This window comes from Priestia sp. YIM B13489, from assembly GCF_042787645.1.
Lineage (GTDB): Bacteria > Bacillota > Bacilli > Bacillales > Bacillaceae_H > Priestia > Priestia megaterium.
The window spans coordinates 1-21,093 of record NZ_JBHZOQ010000036.1 but is presented as its reverse complement, the minus strand read 5'-3'; the positions used below and the strand labels follow the sequence as shown (position 1 = coordinate 21,093).

Below are 21,093 nucleotides of genomic sequence, written 5' to 3'. Positions count from 1 at the left end.
GGAGAAGAGGAAACGGGTTAAATTATTGTGATCTATCAATTGCTTGTTAGAAATAGGACAAATTGAAATTGTTAATCAAAGAAATTCACTTTTAAAAATAAAGGAAGTGTGCGAAGAATGACAGCAAAAAATCTGTTTGATTTATCTGGAAAGACGGCTTTCATAACTGGGGGGACCGGAAGCTTGGGAAAAGGTATAGCTTTAGCCTTAGCAGAAGCAGGCGCTGAAGTTGTGATTTCTGGAATTGAAAATATAGAAAAGTTATCTATTATCCAACAAGAGTTTGAAAATAAAGGTTTAAGATCTTCAGTCATGAATCTTGATGTGTCTAATTATGAAGAAGTTCTAACTCTTACGAAAACCCTCAAAAATAAGTTTGGAAAAATAGATATCCTCGTAAATGCAGCAGGTATTAACATTCGTGGCCCCATCTTGGAAACGACTCTTGAAGACTGGGAAAAAGTCATCAATATTAATCTTCGAGGGACATACTTTGTATCACAGGCAGTAGCCCGAATCATGATGAATCAAAAAAGTGGGAAGATCATTAATATATGTTCATTAAGCAGCCAGATTGGCTTGCCTAATATGGGACCATATGTTGCCTCTAAAGGTGGCGTTGATCAAATTACTAAAGCAATGGCGATTGAGTGGGCTTCTCATATACAGGTTAATGCCATTGCTCCTGGATATTTTCACACAGAGTTAACTGCGCCTCTCTTCAAAGATCCAGAGCGTAGCAAGGTTATCCTGAGTCGAATACCTCAAGGTAGACTTGGTGTTGAATCAGACCTTGCAGGAACTGCTGTTTACTTAGCTTCAGATGCTTCTAATTATATAACTGGGCAAACCATTTATGTTGATGGCGGATGGGTAGCATCTTAAAATGGTTAATCAATCTTATTTCTAAATTACATTGAAATCTTAGGAATGACCGAAATCGGAAAAGATTTTACTATACCTCCAAATTGATATTACTTTCATTTGTTATTTATAAGATAGTTAAAAAGAAGATATAAATGAATGCGTTTTCTTAGGTGTTTTGATATATAAGGTCAGCACAACTCAAATTTTTAATCAGCTAGATAAGCAACATAATTCAAAGTTTTTGTGAAAATATGAAATTCTTCTAATAGGAAAAAAGTATCTTTAGGATGTGATAATTAAATGTTAACAGTTGTTAAAACAGAAAAAGTAAGAGAGCTTAAGGTACAAAATCAAGAAAAGCCTCTTTTAGATAAAAATGAAGTTCTAATTAAGGTCGACTATTGTGGTGTGTGTGGAAGCGACCTACATGCCTATAGCCACTCTAAAGGATATGAGTTTGTTGAAAAACCTATTATTCTTGGCCATGAGATATCAGGTGAAGTTGTTGAAAGTTATGATAAGTCAACCAGTCATTTAATAGGAAAAAAAGTAATTGTTGAATCCATGAATTATTGTGGGGAATGTGAAAACTGCAAAAATGGTCGCCATTCAATATGCGAACACAATAAAGTCATAGGGCTACATTATGACGGAGGAATGGCCCAATTTGTCAAAACAAAATCGATATATGTAAGAGAAATTCCTGAAGATTTGTCCGTTAGTACTGCAGCTTTAAGTGAACCTCTTTCAATTGCTGTTCACGCTGTTAATAGAGCTGGAGAGATTAATAATAAACATATTGTGCATGTGCAAGGACCCGGTATTATTGGTTTTTTCGTTGGACTAGTATGTGTGCAAAAAGGTGCGAAAGTAATATTATCCGGGCTCGAAAAGGATTATGAAAATCGATTATCAAAATGCTCTGAATTCGGTATGATCCCCCTTATTGCTGACAAAGAAAGTTTAACTGAAAAAGTTGATGTTTTATTTGAATGTTCAGGATCAAATGCTGCCGTTAAAACTGGTTTCAAAAGCTTAAAAAAAGGCGGAAGATCAATATTTGTAGCATTATATGAGCAAGAAATCAACTTGTTTTTAACACAATTTGTTAGAAATGAATGGCCTCTTATTACAAGTTATGGATGTGGACCTGAGGACTACCTTGATGCTTTTAAAATATTAAAAAAATATGAAGAGCCACTAAATCGTATTATCGCTCTCTACCCAGCTTCACAAGCAAATCAAGCTTTTAAAGATAGTTTAAACCAAGATGTTCTTAAGGCAGTACTTTCTTTACAAAAATAATTTGAATTCTCAGTTCTAGTACAAATACTTAAAGAAGTGAAAGGTCCCTACTCGAATTAAGACTTAAAAAGCACTTTCAATTTAAAAAGGAGTTTTGCTCTTATTAAGCAAAGCCCCTTTTTTTACGAGTTTCTTCTATTATATATTGCTTTTATCAAGATACAGATTTAAGTTTCTCTGTTAAACGTAAAAAAGCTTCTTTATCTCGATTTTGTAATGTCTGATCAATTTTCTCAAGAATTTGTTTCTTTTTAAAATCACGAAGAGATTTATTTAGTATCAATTGTGCTTTAGTTGAATCCGACATCTCTACTTCTGGTTGTTGAATATCACCCGACACATGATTTTCCATAAACGTTTACTCCTCCTCTTTTTTATATGTATATGTGAAAGTATTCCCTTTTTTCATCTTTTTAGTACTAGATTGATAGATATAATGGAACATAGAATATCTTCAAATACACATATACATAATACCCTTTCATGCATAACCTTTATCATAGATATAAACTCCAATAAGAATGTGAGAAACTATTTATTTGAAATTAGATGTATTTAAAACAATAACTATAAATAGTAAAAAAATATTTAATTTTACTCATTGAAGTAAATGTATAAACTAACTTATAAAAATAAAAGTTTTACCATTTACACTTAGTGACGACAAATATATACTTTTTCTACAAGATGAGTAAATAATAAAACTAATTTTTATAAAGTATTTTACCATTTACTTTAATGGATAATATAACAATAAATATTATCTATATTCTGAAGTTAAAAGGTATTAAAGATTCATTTAATAAGTTATTTTAAAATTTTCTAACGTTTATTACTTTTATTTTGATGTTTGTTTGGATAAATGGGTGTATCTTAAGATACACAAGTAGAAACTATCTTTAACTCTTTCACTCAATAATTCCTTTACAATTTGATTTTCTAAATATTTAAGACAAGTTAACTAAAAAAGGTTAAATTATCCATATCCATCTTATATACTAAAAATGAACCAATACACAATAAGAAAGAGGAGGAAGAAATCCTATGATAAGCATAAAAAAAGTTGCTTGTACTCATTATGGAATAAGAATGGACGTTTTTAAACCTGAGGAAATAATTAGTTTTAATCATTTGCAATCCAGAGAATACCTCACTTGTCCTTATTGTGGCGATATCGAAATCGCTCATGAATGCTAAGAAGGAAAATCAAGGTTTGTAGTTGCTGCTAATAGAGTTCATACTCATGATTGCCTCTCTAAAGAGTCATAAAAAATTAGTCGCTCTAAAAAGATCCATCCTTTTAGAGCGACTAATTCTACTTACACAAAAGTCTTTTCAAAATGGCCTATTTTATAGAAGAAACTCGTCAAAAAAGTAGCCTTTGCTCAACGGGAGCAAAGGCTACTTAGAATTTAGGCGGTTGGGAAATATGATATTAGTTTGAGCTAAATTAAAAATTCATCTTCCTTTTACCTTACCTTATTAAGTGACAAGTGTGTAGAAGCTATGATATGTTAGCATTTCTACATATGATCTAAAATAAGAGAATGAGGTGTTTGAATATGAATAAAACTGAACTAGTAGATGCAGTTGCAACACAAGCAGAACTATCGAAGCAAGATGCTAAGAAAGCTGTGGAAGCGTTGTTTGAGACGATTTCTAACACACTTGCGAAAGAAGAAAAAATTCAGTTGATTGGATTTGGAACATTTGAAGTACGTGAACGTGCAGCCCGTACAGGTCGTAACCCTCAAACAGGCGAGGAAATGACAATTGCGGCTTCAAAGACTCCTGCTTTTAAACCAGGAAAAGAATTAAAAGAAGCCGTTAAATAAATATGCCTTATAATCAGCCCTCTCTAGAGATAGACTTCTAAAGGGGGCTATTTTACAGGGTGAAAAACTTCTAAATACCTACACACAAATATTACCTAATCAAGGTTTCTATTTTCTTGTGTCGTCTTAGAATTTGAGGTAGGCTCTTTGCCAAGTCCAGGTTTCCAATTACCTAACTTGTTTTTTAAGTAATCCTTTAAAAAATCACGTTTCTTTTTTCGTCTTTTATCCCTGTTTTTCATAAGTACTCACCACCTTTAGGTTACTTAATAGGTGCAATTTCTCCTTATTATTATAATTATGTCGAAAAATCCACTCCTTATGCTAAATCTATAAGTGATAAGTAGTTCATCTTACTACTAAAAGGTATATATAAAGGAAAGAAGCAAAAATTCACGTTAAAACACGTTGGGGTAAGGAACGCCATGGATCTTCATGAAACTACTAATAAGCCTGTAAAGGAAATCTGTAAAATCACAAATATAAGTGAAGCTATTTTTTATCGTCGATGGAGAGAATATCACAATATAAATAATGCGGTGAATCCGGAAGAATAATAGAAAGAATTTTATTTTTCACTACATGAACAGCTATGTATAGTCGATTAAAGTAAAGAGGATTAACTATTTAGTTGTAATATAGTGGATGGTCACTATAAAATTAGGGTTTTAAGCTTAAAAAAAACGGTAAATGATAAAAAGTATTTATGTAAGGAGGTACTATTATGAAAAAGTCTATAGCAGTTCTGCCAGAAGAGTGGATGAAGCTAGTTAAAGATGCAATGAATTCAAATGTGAGTAAAGAAGAATTTAAACAGTTTCTAGAAGCAAAATCTCAAGATAACACGATAACAAAAAACATTAGATTGCGTGCCTATCTAATGTTTTTGTTATCACTAGGTTTGTGTATTATCTAAAAATGCTTTTACTTCTTTAACCGATAACCCTACTTCCTTAGCCTCTTGGTCTAAATGGGGCGTTATTACTTCTTTTTTACTGTCCATAAACATAAATTCCTCCAGATTTTCAGGAGGCTCAGCTGTCATAGTCAATTGACTTTAGACCTGTAGCTTTGCGTCCTAGCTTTTCAACTAGTTTGCCTTTATCTGAATGTGTAAATTTATATAAATATTACTACATAATGTATGATGAAGTATGTCGAAATAAGTATTCTTATAATTATTTTCTGAATTAAATAACTATTCCTAACTCCAAAAATAATACTAAGAGTTATCAGCTGGGAAGAGAAGTAAACCAAGCGTACAATAAGGCCTAGTATTTTTAATACGTCTAAAAAGGTGTATCTTTTTGGATTGTTTTATTAGGAAGAACTAAGTTTAAAAATCCTTAAAATTAAAAGATAGGCATATATTAATTATGGTTGGTTATGAAATGGCTATCATCGTAAACCAAATTCCACATAAAAACAACCGAATTCTAGAAGATGGAGGAAACCAAATGAACTTTGTCCCATATGTAATTGAGCAAACAAGAACAGGTGAACGAGCTTATGATATTTATTCACGATTATTACAAGATCGTATTATTTGGATAAGTGGAGAAATTAATCGCGAAACTGCATGTAGTATCATTGCACAATTATTGTTCCTGCAAGCAGAGGATGACAAAAAGGACATCATTATTTACATTAACTCGCCAGGAGGGTCTATCACAGATGGCTTGGGAATTTATGATACCATGCAACAAGTCCGTCCAGATGTAAGTACATTATGCATTGGAATAGCTGCATCAATGGGGGCTTTTTTACTTGCCGGTGGTAAAAAAGGAAAACGATTTTGCCTTCCCAATAGTGAAATTATGATTCATCAGCCATTAGGCGGGGCTAAGGGGCAAGCATCTGACATTGATATCAGTGCTAAAAGAATCCTAAGTATGAGGAATCGACTAAACAAGTTACTGGCTTACCATACAGGAAGAACAATAAAAGAAATTGAAAGAGATACAGATCGTGATTATTTTCTAAATGCTGATTCTGCAAAAGAATATGGTTTAATTGACCGAATTCTAACAAACCAAATTTAAGAGCAAAGAGAGATTCAATGGTGCTATGTACAAAAAAACACCACTTAGATATAACGCCAGGTTCTATTAGGTATCTGTGTGTCTTTTTTTAAAGAATACAACTTTTATCTCAGACGCCCATTTTCCGTTATTCACCATCGGTGTAGATGGGATTCATAATCGAAATAAACAGCAGGAACGAGATTTTGAAAGATAGTCATTGATTGGTTATCAATCGACTTATAGAATTGACCTACGATATCATTGAACAAACTTAATATTCCAAAGGGGAGTAGCTGTACAACAATAGTCGTCATTACGAAACATTTTGTTTCCGGCTTTGTTGGCAATTTTAATTGTTAGCAAGACCTGTGCCTACGTTTTTAGTTAGGTGAAGTCTCCGTCTATACATCGAACGCTTTTATCTACTAGAAAGATAAAAGCGTTTTTTGTTTTTCATAGATTTAAAATGATTATGAGGAGTGAGTAAATCATGTTCAAGAAACTGTTTGATTCACTAATGAATAATAAGCAGAAGCGTTATAGTAGCAGTGATTGCAAAAGAGGAAGATCAAAACCTTTTAAAAGGTACAGTAGCAGCGATGATCATAGAAAAAGTCATCGTGATTATGGGAGTTATGGACATCATCACTATAAAAGAAAAAGAAAGAGTGGAAGTTTCTTCAGTAGTTAAATAAGAAAAAAGCTCCCTCACTCCAAATGGCATCTCGGAGTGAGGGAGCTTTTTAAGGGAAACTATAACTGGAGTTAAACAATAACATATTTTTGCTGTAAAGACGATTTTTGTCATGTGGAAGAATGCTTTCTTGTACTTAAGATTATTTTAATATTGAATGAATATATAATTTGAAATACGTAAAGGATAAGCCCTTTAAGTGGTCAATTTCTTTTTCCGCAATCGATTTAGCCTTCGTTGAATCCCATGCCTTGATCGTCCTATAAGTTGACCAATTTCTTGTTGAGTACGATCTTCCTCGTAGAACATATACCATAGACGAGCATCTTCTTCTTCTGTCCACTTTTTATTTTCATATTTTGGACGATTATAATAATCATATTTCCGTTGTTTATTTACCCAATCGGGCTCAGGAATAAGAGTATTTCTAGGTATCTTAGAAAAGTTAAGAAATTCTTTATTCTGTTCAGCCCATTTCCAAAAGGCCAATACATCGATTCCTATGAAATTCCGTGTTCTTGCCCTCGTCATTTTATAGGGCAACCTATTATTCTGAATCCAGTTATAAATGGTATGAACATCAACTTGTAGGCACTTGGCCAGTTCATATACCGTAATTTTTCCTGTATAAGCCCTTACTCCATATACGCCTAAGCGACTTAATCTGGACTCTAATGCTGGTATACTTCGCTGCAGTCGTCTGGATATGCGTTCAAGAGATTTAGATCCATAATACTTTAATAGGTATTCATCTTCCTGCTCCGTCCATCTACGCAGTGTTTCTCTTCGGGATAGTTTTAATATTTTAATACGAGTAGCAACAGAAGCAGGGCTCTTACCTAAATGATTTCCTATTTCACGGTTATTCATGATGTTAATGTTTTCTCTTAGGAAAGTATCTTGCTCCGTTGTCCATTTTTTACTGGAGATGGTACGATAAACTGGACACTAAATTAAGAGAAAAAGGTGATTCGGTTTATGGGTAGAAAAGTTTATGATCGTCAATTTAAAATGGCTGCAGTTCAGTTGGTACTGGAAGAGAACCTATTTGTAAAAGAGATTGCGAAAGAATTATCTATTCATCCTAATACGCTATATCGTTGGGTAAGTGAATACGAAGAATATGGGGAAAGTGCGTTTCCAGGCCGTGGGAGCGCACTTTATAATTCCCAGTATGAAATGAAAAAGCTTAAACGTGAGAATGAAGAACTTAGAAAAGAGCTTGATCTACTAAAAAAGTTCCGGGTCTTCTTGAAGAAAAAGAATGTGTAAGGTTTCAATTCTTAAAAGAAAATAAACACAACTATAACATCAAGAAGGCTTGTAAAACGTTAAACATCTCACGATCAGGTTACTATGAATATTTACAGAGAAAACCTTCTAAAAGAGCTTTAGAGAATGAAGTGTTACGTGCGGAAATACAGGAGATATTTAAGGAACATAAGGGTCGATACGGATCTTTAAGAGTTACAAAGGTTCTTGAGAAGAAGGGAATCAAGGTAAACAGAAAAAGAGTAGGAAAACTGATGCGTCAAATGAACCTATATGCGAAAGGAAGCAGGTATCGCTATAAACGTTATAATAAAAAATCACCTTCTATAGAAAGACCCAACCTCCTTAATCAAGTTTTTCACACAGACGGACGAAATAAAATATGGGTCGGTGACATTACCTATATCCCTACTCAAAAGGGTACTTTATACCTTGCGGTATTTGTGGATATGTACTCGAGAAAAGTGAGTGGCTGGTCTATGAGTACACGGATGAAAGATTCTCTTGTGATAGACGCTTTTTTACAAGGATATAACAAAGAACATCCTCCAACAGGATTAATTATCCATACAGACCAAGGATCCCAATATACGGGTAGTAATTTTCAAGCCGTACTGAAAAAGTATGGTGCTGTTTCAAGTGTCAGCAGAAAAGGAAACCCCTACGATAATGCATTAATGGAATCTTTTTATAAGACCATAAAAAGAGAGCTCATTCATGGTGCCAAATTTACAACACCAGAACAAGCTCGAAAAGAAGTATTTAAATATATAGAGCTCTATTACAATACCAAAAGAATGCATTCTTCTCTGCATTATCTTTCCCCTATTGAATACGAAAAAGCCTATTCATCATAGTATCTTAACTTAGTGTCCAATAAATATTGACAAGTCCATTGGGGTGCTTTTATGTCTAGACATACATTTGAAGATAAAATTAATCGTCACTTATCATAAAATCAAAAAAAGCAGAAGTTAATTTATCTTATGTCTGGTCATTATATTGTACGTTCATGACTTGTTTTTATAAACCATCTGATCTAATTTTTGAAACCCCTAAGGCTAAATTATTCCACAAAATGTGTTCAACCACTTCGGCGTCTACAGCATGACAATCAACAATGAGTATGACTTCCGAATGTTTACCGCGTAGAAGCCGTTGCTTTTTCTTAATGACTTTAAACATAAATAGTTTAATTCCTAGTCCTAAGACAAATCCGATAAAAGCACTAATAATCCCCCAATAAATAGGGCCCCAGCTTAGTTTAAAACCAATACTCGCACCAATAACAGAAAAGGCTGTGGCTAGAGCCATTCCTAAATCAATAAGAGAAACCCCATCTGCTCGATGAAGGCTATCAAAAATCCGACGGTTTTCCGTTCGATTATTGAGAGGAACAATAAATGTGTCTTCTTTTCCTATTCCTTTTTCCTCTAACTCGGAAATAGCTAGTTCTACATAACTTGAGTATTCAAATGTAGAAAAAATTTGCATATGTTCATTTCACCTTTTTTCCTTTTCCAATACGAAAGCCGGGGTGTTGATACATTTTCTCGAAGAAGTTTTTCTGCTCTCTTTCAACAAGTTTATTATTCTCCACGGTATTCATATAGGAATCGAAGATAGCAAAACCATATAAAGAGGGGAAAAACAACAACCATTCTGCATCTAAAACAGAAGTCGCCTGTTGTATTTCTCCTAAAAATAGCAGAGAAATACCCTCAAGTAGGTGAGAATAATAAAAGAAAACGACTGCCCAAATGATGACAAAGAAAGCACCAATGATCCGATGAATATAGAGTTGTCCTAGGCCAGGCATTAATACCGACCAAAAAACGGATAAGATGGGATTCCGTTTATCTAAATAGTTTATTTCCATGGCTCCTATACTGAAGGAGTTGAACCGATGATTTTCTCGTTCAGCTAACACGTATATTTTATTTAAATCAACTGTTGTTCGGTAACTATCCCATATAGCAAAAATATAAACGGGAATATAAATAAGAAGCCATCTTGTATTAAGCACGTCTTTGGCCATATCAATGTTTCCTTGAAAAGAATAAATCATGGCCAAATTTACATGAGATTTAATATTTATGGTGACCTCCCATATAAATAACACAAAGCCCCGAAGGTATTTAGACAGTAGTAAATGTCCAAAACCAGGAAAAGCTGCTGACCACCAAGCAATAATATAGGGGTTTCTTAAATGGATTTGAGTCGTTCCAAATATACTAACATGAGCAATATAGCGTCTTATAGTATTGTCATTATTATAATTATTCATTTGCGATCTCCTATAGATGTTATGAAAATATACTTTTTATACCTACCATCCATATTTAACATGCTCTTGTTTGTTTATTCTGATTCAATCAATTGATATAAATCTAATCCTTATCAAAATGAAGAGTCTTGTGACTAGAAAAATCCCTCTATTTTTCCATAAATAGATTTTTTATATGTTATTTTCAAGAAAACAAAGTATGGTAACTAAATTCGTATATTCAAACGAAAAAAACTACTGCTCCTGTACAGTAGTTTTCCTAGTCGTTGAAATATAGATGTTATGTTGATAATGCTCTATTGCATCTTGAGTAGTTTGCTCAATTTACTGTTTATGATTCGTTTTATAATTATCAAAAAAAAAGAAACAAACTTAAAAAAGAATGTTTCTCGAAAATTCCATCCATCTTAATACTATACCCTTACCATAGAAACCGAAACATATTTTATAAAAAATATGTTTTGGTTCTTATAATGAACATGATTCCACCTAAAGATTTATATGAAATGCATCTTTAAAACTAAAAAATTCATGTGAGGCAAAACCAAATAATTAGTGTTTTTTTAGACTTACTATTTTAGCAACTTTGGTTAAATGTTTTTCTGATTCCTCTAACCGTTTTTGAGTGTTGACTAAAGAGTTTTGAATAGATAAAGGTGCAAGAACTTTACTACTTTTCACTTCTGTACATACGAGGTGACCTATACCATCTTTCCATTGGATCGTACATTTAAAATTCCCAAATAACTTGTTACTTGTCTGTAAAATGAGCTGTTTTGTTATAGGATGAGAATTAGGACTCTGTGAAAACATTACTATGGCTTTATTTCGGTCTTCTTTATAAATGATCGTCCATATATTCGATGTAGGGGGGAAATATGAGTGGGTTATGTGTGAAACATTTAGAATTGTTCCTTCCTGATTGATTTGAAAATAAGGAACAGGAAGCCATTTAGTTATACTAGTATCCATGTTCTACCTCCTTTACATTAATTAATGGATCTTTATACTTACGATATCATATCTAAGTGATTTCTGTATGTATTTAGAATGTACATTATGGTAACTAAAGACAGAAAAGCTCCTGAATAGGCATCAGGAGCTTTTCTGTCTACAAATATTCATTCTACTACCTACTGATATGGTGAACAGTAAAGAGAAACATCATACTTGTTATGTAAACTTTAAAATGGATTATTACTCAGTGACTTCTTTTTTCACAATACTTATTATTCTATACAAAGCTAAAGATGTAGTCTCCACATCCGGAAAATGTTCAATATGGCCCGTTTCAATATTCTTCACTTGAAAATTCTTTAGTTCTTTAGAATAACTGAGAGAAAAGGTATGATTTCCACTACAAAAGGTATGAGTGATTTCACTATCTTCATATCGTAATAACGTTTCTAACATTTCTTTGATTTTTATTATTGTCATGTATCACCAAACCCCTTTCTCACTATTAAAAAAAATTTTACAAATGAAAGTTTAATCCATTTTAACATAGGGTATATTTATAAGTTATTACCTTTAATAATTGAAATAAAGATTTTAAAAATGAAATAAATTTGTAAAAAAACAAAAAATGTAATGTTGTATTAGGATTAGGCGATATATGACAAATGCAACATAGTTGGGAATTACAGATAGATATGGTATAAAAGATGTAAATAAAATATATGTTTTAGGGGTAAAGATACAAAGAATCTTATTTGAAAATGAGATTCTTTGGGAGGTAGGAGGTATCTGAAGTTGAGTAGTGCATCTAGATTCAAAATGCAAATATACAGTCCTCTGTTGGGATATAAGGACCTTTATCATTTCAAAAAGACAAAAGATGGTTGGAAGTTTGAAAACTATAGATGTAAGGGTGAAGTAGATAAAGGTGGTAATCCTTTATTTTATAAAGCCCTTATTACTGAATCCATTTCCTGTCCTGATCATCTAGAGATTTATATTTCTAGTGCATGGGAGAATGTTGACGCGTTAAATAAAGAACAAGTGCAGAACATTTTTGATGAACTATCTGAATGGATAGCAGCCAGTGAAAATTATCTCCATTAACCCTTTATCATATTGGAAAAAGTGGGCACGACCATGGGTATATTCAGGTTTAAAGATTCATTATAAAAGTCTTATTGTTCTTTTATTTAAAACATATGTAGTGGAGGTAGTACAAGGCATGAAAATAAAAATAAATAATAACTCATTTGGGAATATTTATTAATTAAGGATAACAATAATCAGTAAACAAATAAGGGGCGTATTCAAAATGGAAATTATTTATAATCAGAGAGAGAAAATGACCGATTTCATTAAAGATAACAAACAGAACTTCCAGGATAAACTCTTATCAGAGGCGGTTAACGTAGCCTCTAAGATTAATGACATTTTAGAAACTGGAAATATTGATCTTTTAAAAAATGCTCAAAAGTTATCTCTATATGTCGTGGAGCAAAAGGAAGAACAACTCGTTGCTTTCGCTCAACAAGAAGGGATAGCCTGGGCAGAGCATTCCTTAACTCTTGCCTTCAAACTAGAATGGGTACAGGCCATTAGGCGAACATTGTGGCATTTTCTCTATCAATATGATCGAATAAATAACCATTTTAATAGCCGTGAAGAATTTTATGCCTTAGAGAAACGAATTAATGATAAGATCGATCAATTTCTTAACACTTTTCTCATTAGTTATTCCACGTATAAAGATGAATTAATTGCCTCCCAAAGGGACTTAGTTGAAAATCTATCAGTACCCATTATACCACTTAGCCAATCTATAGCTGTACTACCGTTGATCGGAATGATTGACCTCAATCGTATCCAAACGATTGAGGAGAAAGTATTGATGGGCATCTCAGGTTTAAAGATTCAAACATTAATTATAGACCTTTCTGGAATTGCTAACATGGAGATGCATGTCATTGACCATTTTCAAAAAATATTAACTGGGATTTCAATGATGGGATCTAAAGCTGTTCTTACAGGTTTACGTACTGACCTAGTTCGAACAATGATTCACTCAGGAATCTCCTTTGAGGACCAGGCAGAAGCAAAAGGGACGTTACAGCAAACGTTAAAAGAATATCTAGAACTCGACCGCATGTAGGAGGAATAGAGAAGTTTTCTTTACATGCAGAAATAAAGATGAGTTTGTGAAATTAGAAGCGTTGTTGAAAAAGTAAATAAAGTTTATTTATACCTGAGTAATCATTACTAAGGTAACCCTGGAGTTATAACTCTAGGGTTGTTTTGCGATAGTACCGATAAAATACTAATTCCGCATATGATATACATCCTAAATCAACTTAATGCAAAAAAGCTGGGAAACTTAATTTCCTAGCTTTTTTGAGTTTCTATCGCTTGTTTAACCGTTGCATAGGTTTTAATAGAGGAGAAATCAAAGCCATTTCTAACAACAGTTTGAGCAAGTTCAGGTCGTATACCTGTCATCATGACCTCCTCAATACCTTATAAGCGAAGAACACTGTAGATATCAAAGAGGTAACGTTCAGCTATAGTATCTATATTCAAGATACCTGAAAAATCAACAATCAGATACTCTATTTTCATTTCGATAATTTTCAAGATCACATTCTCCAAGATATATTCAGCTCTTTCTGAATTGATAGAGCCTATTAGTGGGAGAACAGCAGTTTTATCCTGAATGGGGACGACAGGAACCGATAGTTTCAACACCTCTTGTTGTGCCTTTTTAATAATTTCATCTTTTACTTGTTCAAATACTATAACAGTTTCGGTGATACTTATATCCAACAAATAGTTAAATCGTTTATTAATAAATACAATTTCTTCTGTAGAGAGTCCGTGTTCTATACTTATTTTGCGTTAGATATGTATATCAATCAAGTTACATGACTTTTCTTTGAAAGCTTGTTATTCTATAATAAGAAGAAGTTACTCTCTAATGAGGTATCTTCTTTGAAACTACATAACATGTAGTTATTTACAATATATGAGTAACATTCGTATATTGTGGGTAAACTACTTAGGATGCTTAGAGGCATCAACTTTCTTATTCTATGTGAAAAAAGCTACTGTTGGTGGAGTCAGTCAGTAGCTTTTTTCTATGTCTTTCAACTTTACCCCTATATTTGATTACTAACTAAAAGGAACAAATTGTATGTAGTATTTTTTCAGAATGAATATTCCCCCCTGTTTTATTTAAAAATAATGAATGTTTAAATGCTTTTGTATGTCTGATTAAGTAAGCCTTGAGTTTGACTTTGCTTCTTATTCTTGTATAATCATATGCCTTGGAGGTGACATAATATAAATGAAGTTTAACAAGAAAAAAATTAACGTCGTAGATATTGACAAAGCTAAAAAAAGCGTTTTTGCTACAGGCGTAGGAAACGCAATGGAATGGTTTGACTTTGGTTTATATTCATATTTAGCTGTTATCATTAGTCAAAACTTTTTTAGTGCTGTTGGGAATGATGAGCTAAAATTGGTATTCACATTTGCCACTTTTGCGATTGCCTTCTTAATGCGCCCAGTAGGGGGTATTATATTCGGAAGAATTGGAGATAAGTTAGGAAGGAAAGTTGTTCTAACCACCACCATTATTTTAATGGCGTTTTCCACATTACTCATCGGTTTATTACCTACATACGATCAAATCGGTATATGGGCACCGATCCTCTTATTAATAGCAAGAATTATTCAAGGTTTTTCAACCGGCGGTGAATATGCTGGTGCAATGGTCTATATCGCAGAATCGTCTCCAGACAATAAGCGTAATGTACTTGGAAGTGGATTAGAAATTGGAACCCTCACGGGTTATATCCTAGCATCACTGTTGGCTAGTTTGCTTTTTCTTCTTCTAACGGATGAACAGATGGCCTCATGGGGATGGAGAATACCGTTCTTACTTGGCTTACCTTTAGGTCTAATTGGATTTTATTTACGAAGCAGTTTAGAGGAAACGCCGATTTTTGAAAATGAACTTTCCAGCTCTGATGACCAAGTCCAGGAAGAAAGCTTTCTATCCATTTTGAAAAATCATAAAAAAGATGTGTTTGTTTGTTTTGTAGCTGTGGCATTCTTTAACATTACAAACTACATGCTATTATCGTACATGCCTTCTTATTTAAATGAAATTATTGGATTGTCTAATACAGTGGGAACTGTATTAATTACTGTGACCATGATTCTGATGGTACCACTTGCTTTCATGTTTGGAAAGCTTAGTGACAAAATTGGAAACAAGAAGGTTTTCTTAATTGGTTTAGGTGGATTAAGTCTATTGTCAGCTGTTTCGTTTTATTTAATCAACTTGAACAGTTTAGTCTTTATTTCATTAGGTATTTTAATTTTAGGTGTTCTACTTTCCACTTACGAAGGTACCATGCCTGGAACATTACCAACGATGTTCTATACCGATATTCGCTACCGAACATTAGCCGTGACGTTTAATGTTTCTGTTTCAATATTTGGTGGGACGACGCCATTAGTTGCCACATGGCTAGTTCATGAAACAGGAAATAACTTAGCCCCTGCTTTCTATCTAACCATTGTGAGCATTATCGGGTTCTTAGTGATTTTATTCTTATTCAAGAACACGGCAGGAAAATCTCTAAAAGGTTCTTATCCAACAGTTGCTTCTAAATCTGAATACAACGAAGCTGTTGAAAACCCGAAAGATGCATTATGGTGGCATACCGAACAAAAAGAAAAATCAACGGAATAAAAGAAAGTAGCTACTCAACTATTTTGCGTTTTAAGCTGACTTGTTTCTGAAAAGCATTTTCTCACAAACGTGATTTCTCGGGAGAAGAAAGACAAAAGACAACTTTTAAAAGGTGAACTGCACCTCAATTGTTAGACAAAGAAACTCTAATGATTGGGGTGTTTTTATGTCAAGACATACATTTGAAGACAAGTTGAAAGTTATTGATTTGTACCTAAATAAGCGCAACTAAATCAGATATTATAAAATGGGTGGCATTGTACCAAAAACATGGAGAAAAGGGTTTACAGCCGACCTATACAAATTACTCTGTGAAGCATCATATGTACTCAATATGCCATCTTACTCAACGGTGACATTATCAAATGACCAAATATCAGCATTTACTCAAAGTATGTCCCGTAAGGGAAATTGTTTTGATAACGCAGTCATTGAAAACTTCTTTGGTCTATTAAAATCAGAGTTACTCTATCTACAAGAGTTTGAGAGTATGGAGCACTTTCAACAGAAATTAGAGAGCTATATTGTTTATTACAACCACAAACGAATAAAAGCAGAATTAAAAGGATTGACCCCTGTAGAATACAAAATTTAATCCTCATTCGCTGCTTAGATAAAGGGTCTAACTTTTTGGATTCAGTTCAGCTAGGGAGTTTTTCTGCTTTTCTAATGAATATCATATACGAACTTAGTTACCATAATGTGCTTTCCCGGTAGAAAAAGTGCTTGGATAATAATTATCTAAGTACTTTTGAAATTAATTATGTATTGTTTTTCTTTTTTATATTTTTACCTGTATAAATAGAATTAACTATTAATATTCCTGTTTCTAAAAGCCATACCACAGTAAGGAGAGTACTCAAATACATTTTTAAAAGCCATACCTAACATTAATAAAAGTATAGTAATACCTTGCTGTCTTTGCATATAAACCACCTCAGACGCTTTTTCTTCTAATCATTATTCACCTTGCTGCTCTCTTTGCCCTATAATCCAAGCTAAAGATAAAATTGAAACAGTTTACAACTACTGCAGTTAACATACCTATACACACCTCTTTTTCCTTATAATTACATTGTAACATACCTTTAGAACAGTATTTAAAGATACATATAATACCTAGATCTAGTTACGTCGGGTAGGCAGGCACTCTCACGAGCGTCCGCCCCCTAAGAACTGTACGTGACAGATTTTCCGTCATACGACTCAAGCCTTCTTTTTATCCGAACAACTTATTTATTTAATACATGGTACATGTACTAATTTAACAAATTCACCTATAGAAACCTCTAGGTTTCGCACTATAACTTTCTCTCCATTTTGTAGAGCCTGCTTACACAATGGACAACGATATCCTTGTTTTCTTGCGAGTTTCATCCTATCCAATGTATTTTCATTATTAAAGACCTTACGGTCTCGTTTTTTCCAATACTCTCTTAGACTTGGATCATCTAGGCTGTTTTTATAGGCTACCATGACATGCCGTTCTATCTTAATCTAGGACATCTTTAACAGTTGAATGTTAGTAAGTGGATATGTGAGAATCCATTTATTATTTCCACCATGTAACTTCGCTACATATTTTTGTATAATACTCCAATCAATAGAGTACCAATCCTTATGCGAGACGTCCGCCGACGCTCGTAGAGAGGTATTCATAACAGCACGCTCCTTTTCGTTGGAAGATAGCCACAAATTTATTTTCGTGTTGAAGACCAATGAGAAGTGGGCGCTCTTACGAGCTTGTCATTGTCTGTAAAGCCGACAGTATCCGTCCAGTTATACAATGATTCTGCTTTCCTGTTCCTTTTCAGAGTAACGGCTTTCGCTTTTTCTCATATCCCATACCCTCTGCCACATCGTTTGACTTTGCAGTCATTCTACTGCTTACGCAGATGACATAGGGCTTACCAAGTTTCCCTTCCTACAGATGCGATAGGGGTAGGTAGGTTCTTTACTCCAGGCAAGATGCGGGACGCATCAGAGCAGCATTATGATTCTACTTTTCCTCTTGCCAAAACCCAAGCAAAGCTGTGCATTATCTTGAGCTAACCCTTACGAAGCTTACAAACCTTCACTTTTGTTTACCATACCTATCTTCTCCTAGCAGTATTCTGGACCATGCATTTGTCCCCTGTTTCCGCATTTCCTCATGCAACCGACAGACTCGTTACCAAGAATGCCGTTTCGGATGGAGATCATCTCTACGTCTAGATGGGTAGCGTTAGCTACACTGTCAGAAAGCGACTTCTTGTCGCACCATAATCACAATTATAGGCAGCAGATAAAATCCTAAAATCTAATTATTTAAATGAATTTTGATAATTAGGAGAAAATAAATATATCTTCAAAAAAAGAGGTATCTAATTATGCACTCAATCATCAAAAATTTAGATTTATCTGCAAAAGGAATTTGGTTTCCCATCTCTGTAGCATTTCTATTATTATTATTTGCCCTTTTCATGCCTAAAAGAAAAATTAACTGGTTAGAATTTTATATTACTTTTGGAGTTGTAGGTTATGTAGCTTGGAATTCTGATACGGTAGTGGGGAGAATGTTAGACTGGGTGGATCTAGGTAACCCTAAAATTACGGGACTTGGTGAATTTGTGAGTTATAATTTTATTCCTACATCACTTTCTGTTATCTATCTAAACTACTTCAAAAAAATAACAAATGGATCCTAGTTCTTCTTTTTACCTTATTATCAACTCTAATTGAATGGCTAATGATACAAACAGGGTATTTAAAAATGAAAAATTGGAGCTTTTTTATTTTCTCTATAATTGCCTATTTGATTGTATTCAGTATTATTCTTCCTATTCACATAGGAGTTATAAAGAAAAACTTACTCTATAACAAATAAAATTCTTTATTTATGAGTAAACTACTCAAGATGGATGAATCATCACTTAGCTAACTCCTAAAGAACAGAAAAACTCTCTTAACGCATTGGGGGAGTTTTTTTGTTCTTTAGGAGTATATGATATACATTTTTAGTCCCTATAATAAGGGTATAGTATTAAGCTGGATTGAATTAAAAAAAACATTATTCTAAAAGAATTTGAAATGGTAACTTTTTAAAGGAATCTATAACTGGAGTTAAATAATAACATATATTTTTTCTTCATAAAGACTATTTTCTGAGACAAGCATATGTATAAAAAGCTGCATACTCCGGAGAAAGAATCCTTGGTAGAAGGCTTATACATAATCGGCAGTCTTTGTTGTAGTTGTTCTTCATAATTTGTATTAAATATAAATAAATATAAGCTAATTCTAGAAGTATATGTTTTACCTATCTAAAAGAAGGGAATAATAGGGTCAACTTGATAAAGGGAGTGATCTTATGCAAGCCGATATGACGGTCGAAGAAGTCAAAGCCCAAATCCAGTACTTAGGAACAAATGGACAATCTCTAAAAAAGAAAAAAGTAAAGCAAACACATCCAAAACTAATGAAAAATGCACTTTATTTTTTCCCTAGCTGGGAACATGCTATGGTAGAAAGTGGTGTAAATGGCATATAATAAGCAGAAACTCAGTCTTTTTTGACTGAGTTTCTGCTTATTATATATAGAAAGCTTTTAAAGGAAAAAGAATGATGGGTGTGGAATACAAAGAAAAACGGTTGCACAAAGATAGGAGAGATAAAAGACATGAATGCTACATTTAATCAACTTTTATCAATGAAAAATCTACGTGACGTTAAAAAAACAGAAATTTTAGTGCAAATGGAACAAGATTCAAAAAATAAAGATAAAGAAACCCTCTTACGATTAACTAAACAGCTTCGAAGTATCTCATAGAATACCCTCTGTAATAGAATTAACCCACTAACAGGAAGACTTTACATGAGAACAATAAAAAGCGACTTATCTATCCTAATTCGAACAGTAAGGTCGCTTATCCTATTTTTCATTCATATATTTACCCTTCCACTTTACAATATGTGTACATTTATCATGTTATATGTTAATCTTCTAACTGAATTACATCGTTATCCTGAGATTGATTGAATAAATAAGTAAGGTATGAATGTAGTTCGAATCGGTCTTCATCAATAAAATTAGAAAACACCTGTTTATATTCTTTCAACATCTTTTCCTCCTTTATTTATGTTTCTTACTTCTATCATTACCTATCTAGTAATCTCTTATACATCCAAATTAATAATGTACTTATTGATTGTATTAACTTGTATGTACGAAGTTGTATGTAACACAACACAAAGTTAAAAAAAGTTCATTTTTTCTTTTTGTATGGGCTCCACCTGCGCCAAATAAAACGATAGCCACGCATGCTATCCACCTGATTTCATTATAAAAGAAAACGTTTACATTATAAATAGTTATATCTGTAATTATAAAAAGTGATTATATTATTTTTATGGACTTTTTGAAATATACGTAGATTTTAAGAGCGTAAAATACCCTGGGTAAATAAAAATATTCTTCAATGTAAAGAGATAATTAGTGATCAAACGATCGATAGGAGATATTCATGTGCAATACTCTCTGGGAGTTATTCTAAAGGGATCCCTCTTTTTATGTCGAAAATTAGCAAGTATTAAGGAGGGTTAAGGATAATTAGTGAAGGTTGATTGTAATGTCATATTTAAAGCAAAAATTATACTGCTTTGTGGTTATATAACAATGGTACTTGTAAAATTAAGGAACAAGATTCATTAGGAAAAGTTAAATTAGTATCAGTTTCTGAGTTTAAAGTGCTAAAAACATCGTTTTTTTCTAATCCGATGTTTTTTAAGTACTTATAAATTTAGTTTTAAGGGTTAGAAAAGATACATTTTCACGAATGGGTTGTTAACTGTCGTCAAGAGGATAGTTTAAGTGAAAGTGTATTAAATAAAAGGTTTTAAGATTTATACACAATGTAGACAAATAGCGAATAAGGGACACTTTTTATGTAGTGGCCCTTATTCGGATTATAATTCAACTCTTCCAGGTATTTTTTATTAGGAAATGAATAGTTTTATCGTGTGAATATTCAATTTTTATCTAGATTTGGCCTTTTGTTATTCAAATTCATACGAGATTTTTTATTGTCTAGTAGATGCTTAATTTCTTTGAAGCTTAC

22 protein-coding genes, 1 pseudogene and 1 riboswitch are annotated in these 21,093 nt (G+C 33.0%); of the genes and pseudogenes, 14 read left to right on the top strand and 9 right to left on the bottom strand.

Going from position 1 to position 21,093, the window contains the following annotated elements; all coding sequences use genetic code 11:
* Nucleotides 1–117: 117 nt before the first annotated feature.
* Entirely contained in the window at nucleotides 118–885 is a 768-nt protein-coding gene (locus ACFX4W_RS01940; protein ID WP_377558864.1) for a glucose 1-dehydrogenase, read from the top strand.
* Nucleotides 886–1,167: 282 nt separating this feature from the next.
* Complete coding sequence (locus ACFX4W_RS01935; RefSeq protein WP_377256881.1) at nucleotides 1,168–2,172, top strand: zinc-dependent alcohol dehydrogenase; 1,005 nt, start codon at nucleotides 1,168–1,170, stop codon at nucleotides 2,170–2,172.
* 154 nt (nucleotides 2,173–2,326) lie between these two features.
* Here ACFX4W_RS01935 and ACFX4W_RS01930 read toward each other — a convergent pair whose 3' ends face one another.
* Complete coding sequence (locus tag ACFX4W_RS01930) at nucleotides 2,327–2,524, bottom strand: IDEAL domain-containing protein (RefSeq protein WP_377256884.1); 198 nt, start codon at nucleotides 2,522–2,524, stop codon at nucleotides 2,327–2,329.
* A gap of 1,210 nt (nucleotides 2,525–3,734) precedes the next feature.
* Between ACFX4W_RS01930 and ACFX4W_RS01925 the strand changes: the two genes are divergently transcribed.
* Entirely contained in the window at nucleotides 3,735–4,007 is a 273-nt protein-coding gene (locus tag ACFX4W_RS01925) for an HU family DNA-binding protein (RefSeq protein WP_377256887.1), read from the top strand.
* A gap of 95 nt (nucleotides 4,008–4,102) precedes the next feature.
* On the opposite strand, the gene ACFX4W_RS01920 is transcribed toward ACFX4W_RS01925, so the two are convergent.
* The gene (locus tag ACFX4W_RS01920; RefSeq protein WP_162837702.1) at nucleotides 4,103–4,249 is read right to left on the bottom strand and encodes a hypothetical protein; all 147 of its coding nucleotides are present in this window, start codon (nucleotides 4,247–4,249) and stop codon (nucleotides 4,103–4,105) included.
* 482 nt (nucleotides 4,250–4,731) lie between these two features.
* Between ACFX4W_RS01920 and ACFX4W_RS01915 the strand changes: the two genes are divergently transcribed.
* The 3 genes from ACFX4W_RS01915 (at nucleotide 4,732) to ACFX4W_RS01905 (ending at nucleotide 6,722) form a co-directional block, all read left to right on the top strand.
* Nucleotides 4,732–4,923, top strand: a complete 192-nt coding sequence (locus ACFX4W_RS01915; RefSeq protein ID WP_377256890.1) for an anti-repressor SinI family protein — start codon at nucleotides 4,732–4,734, stop codon at nucleotides 4,921–4,923.
* 109 nt (nucleotides 4,924–5,032) lie between these two features.
* Nucleotides 5,033–5,117: riboswitch (cyclic di-GMP riboswitch) on the bottom strand.
* 347 nt (nucleotides 5,118–5,464) lie between these two features.
* Nucleotides 5,465–6,049, top strand: coding sequence for an ATP-dependent Clp endopeptidase proteolytic subunit ClpP (clpP, locus tag ACFX4W_RS01910; RefSeq protein WP_057238046.1), 585 nt, complete (start codon nucleotides 5,465–5,467; stop codon nucleotides 6,047–6,049).
* 472 nt (nucleotides 6,050–6,521) lie between these two features.
* Nucleotides 6,522–6,722, top strand: a complete 201-nt coding sequence (locus ACFX4W_RS01905; RefSeq protein WP_377558863.1) for a hypothetical protein — start codon at nucleotides 6,522–6,524, stop codon at nucleotides 6,720–6,722.
* A 198-nt stretch (nucleotides 6,723–6,920) separates the two neighbouring features.
* On the opposite strand, the gene ACFX4W_RS01900 is transcribed toward ACFX4W_RS01905, so the two are convergent.
* Nucleotides 6,921–7,595 carry a sigma-70 family RNA polymerase sigma factor gene (locus ACFX4W_RS01900; protein WP_377558862.1) on the bottom strand — a complete coding sequence of 225 codons (675 nt, stop codon included), beginning with the start codon at nucleotides 7,593–7,595 and terminating at the stop codon, nucleotides 6,921–6,923.
* 108 nt (nucleotides 7,596–7,703) lie between these two features.
* On the opposite strand from ACFX4W_RS01900, the gene ACFX4W_RS01895 reads away from it, so the two are divergent.
* Nucleotides 7,704–8,854, top strand: a protein-coding gene (locus tag ACFX4W_RS01895; RefSeq protein WP_377559212.1) for an IS3 family transposase whose coding sequence is annotated in 2 segments (ribosomal slippage) — nucleotides 7,704–7,956 and nucleotides 7,956–8,854 — 1,152 coding nt in all. Because the reading frame shifts where the segments join, the coding sequence is not laid out codon by codon here.
* A 166-nt stretch (nucleotides 8,855–9,020) separates the two neighbouring features.
* Here ACFX4W_RS01895 and ACFX4W_RS01890 read toward each other — a convergent pair.
* The 4 genes from ACFX4W_RS01890 to ACFX4W_RS01875 all read right to left on the bottom strand — a co-directional run bounded on the left by ACFX4W_RS01890 (nucleotide 9,021) and on the right by ACFX4W_RS01875 (nucleotide 11,721).
* Nucleotides 9,021–9,491, bottom strand: a complete 471-nt coding sequence (locus ACFX4W_RS01890) for a hypothetical protein (RefSeq protein WP_377256935.1) — start codon at nucleotides 9,489–9,491, stop codon at nucleotides 9,021–9,023.
* Nucleotides 9,492–9,495: 4 nt separating this feature from the next.
* A complete protein-coding gene (locus ACFX4W_RS01885) occupies nucleotides 9,496–10,284 on the bottom strand; it encodes a hypothetical protein (protein WP_377256932.1) in 789 nt (262 codons plus the stop codon).
* A 552-nt stretch (nucleotides 10,285–10,836) separates the two neighbouring features.
* A complete protein-coding gene (locus tag ACFX4W_RS01880; protein WP_377256929.1) occupies nucleotides 10,837–11,256 on the bottom strand; it encodes a hypothetical protein in 420 nt (139 codons plus the stop codon).
* Between the two features lie 225 nt (nucleotides 11,257–11,481).
* Entirely contained in the window at nucleotides 11,482–11,721 is a 240-nt protein-coding gene (locus tag ACFX4W_RS01875; protein WP_377559205.1) for a hypothetical protein, read from the bottom strand.
* Nucleotides 11,722–12,036: 315 nt separating this feature from the next.
* Here ACFX4W_RS01875 and ACFX4W_RS01870 point away from each other — a divergent pair, with 315 nt between their 5' ends.
* Nucleotides 12,037–12,348 carry a hypothetical protein gene (locus ACFX4W_RS01870; RefSeq protein ID WP_377256923.1) on the top strand — a complete coding sequence of 104 codons (312 nt, stop codon included), beginning with the start codon at nucleotides 12,037–12,039 and terminating at the stop codon, nucleotides 12,346–12,348.
* Nucleotides 12,349–12,556: 208 nt separating this feature from the next.
* Entirely contained in the window at nucleotides 12,557–13,393 is an 837-nt protein-coding gene (locus ACFX4W_RS01865) for an STAS domain-containing protein (protein WP_377256920.1), read from the top strand.
* A 362-nt stretch (nucleotides 13,394–13,755) separates the two neighbouring features.
* On the opposite strand, the gene ACFX4W_RS01860 is transcribed toward ACFX4W_RS01865, so the two are convergent.
* A complete protein-coding gene (locus tag ACFX4W_RS01860; RefSeq protein ID WP_377256917.1) occupies nucleotides 13,756–14,061 on the bottom strand; it encodes an STAS domain-containing protein in 306 nt (101 codons plus the stop codon).
* A 520-nt stretch (nucleotides 14,062–14,581) separates the two neighbouring features.
* Here ACFX4W_RS01860 and ACFX4W_RS01855 point away from each other — a divergent pair.
* Together ACFX4W_RS01855 and ACFX4W_RS01850 are read left to right on the top strand one after the other, a co-directional pair.
* Nucleotides 14,582–15,997, top strand: a complete 1,416-nt coding sequence (locus ACFX4W_RS01855) for an MFS transporter (RefSeq protein ID WP_197227541.1) — start codon at nucleotides 14,582–14,584, stop codon at nucleotides 15,995–15,997.
* A 385-nt stretch (nucleotides 15,998–16,382) separates the two neighbouring features.
* Nucleotides 16,383–16,592 (top strand): annotated as a pseudogene (locus tag ACFX4W_RS01850) (transposase); the annotation flags it as partial.
* A gap of 902 nt (nucleotides 16,593–17,494) precedes the next feature.
* On the opposite strand, the gene ACFX4W_RS01845 reads toward ACFX4W_RS01850, so the two are convergent.
* Nucleotides 17,495–17,656, bottom strand: coding sequence for a hypothetical protein (locus tag ACFX4W_RS01845; RefSeq protein ID WP_377559204.1), 162 nt, complete (start codon nucleotides 17,654–17,656; stop codon nucleotides 17,495–17,497).
* Nucleotides 17,657–18,366: 710 nt separating this feature from the next.
* Between ACFX4W_RS01845 and ACFX4W_RS01840 the strand changes: the two genes are divergently transcribed.
* The 3 genes from ACFX4W_RS01840 to ACFX4W_RS01830 all read left to right on the top strand — a co-directional run bounded on the left by ACFX4W_RS01840 (nucleotide 18,367) and on the right by ACFX4W_RS01830 (nucleotide 19,805).
* Nucleotides 18,367–18,684: a hypothetical protein gene (locus ACFX4W_RS01840; protein ID WP_377256911.1), complete on the top strand. Its 318-nt coding sequence runs from the start codon at nucleotides 18,367–18,369 to the stop codon at nucleotides 18,682–18,684.
* Nucleotides 18,685–19,346: 662 nt separating this feature from the next.
* Nucleotides 19,347–19,526: a hypothetical protein gene (locus tag ACFX4W_RS01835; RefSeq protein WP_043978786.1), complete on the top strand. Its 180-nt coding sequence runs from the start codon at nucleotides 19,347–19,349 to the stop codon at nucleotides 19,524–19,526.
* Nucleotides 19,527–19,655: 129 nt separating this feature from the next.
* On the top strand, nucleotides 19,656–19,805 hold the full coding sequence (locus ACFX4W_RS01830) for a phosphoesterase (RefSeq protein WP_116733210.1): 150 nt from the start codon (nucleotides 19,656–19,658) through the stop codon (nucleotides 19,803–19,805).
* Nucleotides 19,806–21,093 lie beyond the last annotated feature (1,288 nt).